The sequence below is a fragment of the Robinsoniella sp. genome, assembly GCF_034124845.1.
This window is the reverse complement of the sequence record NZ_JAWYAJ010000038.1, coordinates 6387-9774: the sequence shown is the minus strand read 5'-3', so window position 1 is coordinate 9774 and position 3388 is coordinate 6387. Positions and strand designations below refer to the sequence as shown.

At 45.0% G+C, this 3388-nt stretch carries 4 protein-coding genes; all 4 read left to right on the top strand.

What is annotated here, in order from left to right; genetic code table 11:
• Positions 1–965: ABC transporter permease (locus ACH2DQ_RS01935; RefSeq protein ID WP_395025289.1), on the top strand; the 965-nt coding region annotated here is incomplete at its 5' end.
• A gap of 86 nt (positions 966–1051) precedes the next feature.
• Complete coding sequence (locus tag ACH2DQ_RS01930) at positions 1052–1966, top strand: substrate-binding domain-containing protein (RefSeq protein WP_395025287.1); 915 nt, start codon at positions 1052–1054, stop codon at positions 1964–1966.
• A gap of 56 nt (positions 1967–2022) precedes the next feature.
• Positions 2023–2229, top strand: coding sequence for a hypothetical protein (locus tag ACH2DQ_RS01925; protein WP_395025285.1), 207 nt, complete (start codon positions 2023–2025; stop codon positions 2227–2229).
• 152 nt (positions 2230–2381) lie between these two features.
• The gene (locus ACH2DQ_RS01920) at positions 2382–3215 is read left to right on the top strand and encodes an alpha/beta hydrolase (protein WP_394913620.1); all 834 of its coding nucleotides are present in this window, start codon (positions 2382–2384) and stop codon (positions 3213–3215) included.
• Positions 3216–3388: the final 173 nt, after the last annotated feature.

Genomic DNA, 3388 nt, shown 5'->3' with positions numbered 1-3388 from the left:
AAGTTACATTTAATCTGGCGCTGTTTTTCATTTGGCTGGTTATCTTTGCAGCAATATCCTTAAAGAGTCCGTCCTTTTTAAAACCGGCATACATTATAAACGTTATGTTTCGCAACATTGTGGAAATTGGTATGGCAGCCCTTCCCATGACGCTGATCATCATTACCGGGGGGATTGATCTTTCAGTTGGAAATATCATGATCCTCTCGGCTATGATGGGAGGAATGGCAGCGGCAGGCATGGGTGCAACGGCAGGCATTATTGTCACATTACTCACTGGGGGAATCTGTGGGCTGGTGAACGGCATTATTATTGCCAAAGCTAAGATTTCTGAGATGGTGACTACGCTGGCAACCATGTATTTGTTTCTGGGGCTGGCAAGAGGAATTTCTCATGGCGACAGTGTATATAGTTATGATTTTACCAACTTTTTTGGAAATACCTCCATCGCAGGGATTCCGCTGCAAATCTGGATTTATGTAATCCTGGCTGTTTTCTTCATTATTCTTCTGGGAAAAACTACTTTTGGAAGAAAGCTATACAGTATTGGATTGAATAAAAATGCAACAAAATATTCCGGTGTCAATACGGATAAGATGCAGATACTGATCTATGTGATCTGCGGTCTTGTCTGTGCCCTGGCTGCATTCATCTGGCTTGGAAGATTCACCAGTGTAAAATATGATGCAGGTACCAGTTTTAACCTGAAAGTAATCACGGTAGTGGTTCTGGGCGGAACCAGCATTAACGGAGGAATCGGAGATATGAAAGGTACTGTTTTGGGGACGCTGATAATCGCAACCCTGAACAGCGGGCTTACCGTACTGAATATCCCCATTGACGTCCAGACGATTGTACAGGGGGTCGTACTGATGATCGCATTAATCGCTTATGCATTTGTGAATACAAAAGCAAAGAAGAAGAAAATTATTGCGGTGCCTGTGAAACAAAACAATGGATTGTAATAAAATTGTGATATTCAGGGTCAACTGAATAAACACATAATATTTACATAAAAAATAATATTTATACATGAAAGGGTGGGTAAATTATGAAGAAAAGATTGGTAACAAAGGTATTGGCGGCAGCACTGATTGGAATTATGGCGGTGTCTTCTTTAGCAGGATGTTCCACCACTGACACATCAGGGGGAAGTAAAACAACAGAAAAAGCGGAGACAAAGGAAACAGCCGGAGCAGGCAATGGGGAAACGAAGGAAGCTTCCAAAGATTCATCCGCAGAAACCAAAGGTGCTGATGTGGTTGTGGCAATGCTGCCCAAGTTCAAAGGAGAGAACTATTTTGACGCATGTAAAGTAGGTGCGCAGGAAGCAGCAGATGAACTGGGAATCACATTGTTGTATGATGGTCCGTCACAGGATCAGGCGACCAATCAGAAGCAGGTGGATATTCTGGAAGGGTGGATCGCCCAGGATGTAAGCGTCATTATTGTATCACCTAATGATCCCACAGCGATTGCCCCTACCCTAAAGAAAGCGCAGGATGCAGGCATTAAAGTTGTGACATTTGATGCTGACGCACAGGCTGATTCCAGGGATTTATTCATAAATCAGATCACTGCGCAGGCGGCTGCAAAGGGATTGCTGGACGGTGCCGCAATTGACCTGAAAGCCAAAGGATACGGCGCAGACCATCCTGCAAATATAGCATTGGTATCCGGTTCCGGTACAGATGCCAACCAGACAGCATGGGAAGCGGCAATTGATGAATTATTAAAAACAGACGACTATAGCTTTATGAAAATCCAGAATAAAGAAACAGATGTATATTATCCCGGTACAGATGAAACTACGGTAAACAGCGAGTGTGCGACACTGATCAGCCGCATGGGGGAAGGCGAAGACCAGATACAGGCAGCAATTGCATTGTCATCTATGTCAACACCGGCTCTGGGTGCCCAGTATCAGTCCGCATCCAGTAAACCGATCCCTCCAAAATCACATTGACCGGACTGGCAACACCGAATGCCCTGAAAACCTATATTAAGGATGAAGAAAATCCTATGAATACCGGAGTTCTCTGGAATTGCATGGATCTGGGATATCTGGCTGTCCAGTCGGGATACCAGCTGGCAGAGGGAACGATTACAACGGATTCCACCTCTATCGATGCAGGAAGGCTGGGAGCAAAAGAAATTACAAACCGTGAGTGCGTATTAGGGGAAGCCCTGGTATTTGATGCAGCGACTGTGGATAATTACGATTATTGACAATAAATTGTAAATGAAAAGCCTGTAAATAGGGAAAGACCTCTGTTTACAGGTCTTTTCTTTCCACACTCACCTATTTCCCTTGGAATAGATATGGTGTATAATAGAGGGAAAAATAAGAACATGGCCCGAAAAAGGCGGAAGGGAGCTATATGATTTACAGAGAAATGAACGTGCAGGCAGCATATGAAAAGGCAGGTGCCGTGCATGGAAAATATCAGCCCAGATTAATTGGGTATATGCATAGTGACAGTGAGGAACTAGGAATGTCCGGGGCAAGGCCGGCAGTCATTATCTGTCCGGGAGGCGCTTATCAATTTAAATCAGACCGGGAGGCAGAACCGGTGGCAATGCGGTTTATGGCATCAGGCATGCAGGCATTTGTGCTGCAATACAGTGTGGCACCATCCCGCTATCCATGTGCGGTACTGGAACTGGCTGCATCCGTCGTAATGGTAAGGGAACATGCAAAGGAATGGGGGATTGATCCGGAAAAGATTTTCATCTGCGGATTTTCCGCCGGAGGGCATTTGTGCGGAACCCTTGGAACCTTATGGAAGGACGAAATATTTGAGCGGGTTTTCGGAACCGGAAACTTCAGCTATAAGCCATCAGGGATGATTTTATGCTATCCGGTCATTACTATGGGGGAATTTACCCACAAGGAATCCTGTGCGAATCTGACAGGACCAGACGGTTCCCCAAAACTGCGGGAAAAGCTGTCCCTGGAAAAACAGGTCACAGCCGATACACTGCCCACGTTTATATGGCATACCCAGGAAGATGATGCGGTACCGGTAGAGAATACTTTATTATTTACCTGTGCACTGCGCAAACACAGAGTTCCTTTCGAACTGCATATTTATGAAAGAGGGGGACATGGATTATCTCTATGCGATGAGACAACTGCCAGAATCGAGGATCAGATCGTGCCGGATAATGCCGGATGGATCGAACATGCCGTAAGATGGCTAAAACGGTTTTGATGCAGTTCACACTGCTAATTTGGGAACAGCGCAAGCCGGCTTGTGCTATTCAGGGGTATCCATATGATAAAACAGAAAATCAGTACAAAGCTGTCCATGACTTATGCGGTTTTAACGATTTTCTGTAGGATTTTATTTAGTCGCATAAATAAATTTTACACCAAGAGCCAGGC